General features: G+C 45.5%; 1 protein-coding gene. It reads right to left on the bottom strand.

What is annotated here, in order from left to right:
• Positions 1–16: 16 nt before the first annotated feature.
• On the bottom strand, positions 17–468 hold a 452-nt coding region (gene cueR, locus A3729_RS20650), incomplete at its 5' end, for a Cu(I)-responsive transcriptional regulator (RefSeq protein WP_231877477.1).

The raw sequence follows: 468 nt of genomic DNA, 5'->3' as shown, positions 1-468 counted from the left end.
CTTGATTTCGTTTCTTTCATAGCTTTACCCCTCCCTGTGTCGTTAGTTGCTCTGGTGCCTCGCTAAGCTTATCAAGAATAGCGCAGTGAGGGTCATTGTTAGATTGGCATTGGCTAGCGAGGTCTAGCAGGCACTGGTGCATCAGCCTAAGCTCAGCTATTTGCTCTTCAACTAATTTTGCTTTGTCCAAGACGAGGGATTTAACCTCGTGACTTTGTCGGCCTTTATTATTGAAAAGATCAAGCAAGTGGCGACACTCATCAATATTGAAGCCTGTCTTTCGGGCGCGCTGGATAAACTGGAGCTGTTCCAGATCTTGTTCTGAATATTGTCGATAGCCGTTGGCAGAGCGCGAGCTAGGATGAACCAGGTCGATCTCTTCGTAGTAGCGAATGGTTTTAGAATTAAGGCCTGTTAGCTTTGATATCGCGCCGATATTCATCGTGCTACTCCTATATAAATTGATCT

The sequence above is a fragment of the Oleiphilus sp. HI0043 genome, assembly GCF_001634935.1.
This window is presented reverse-complemented; position numbering and strand designations above follow the sequence as displayed.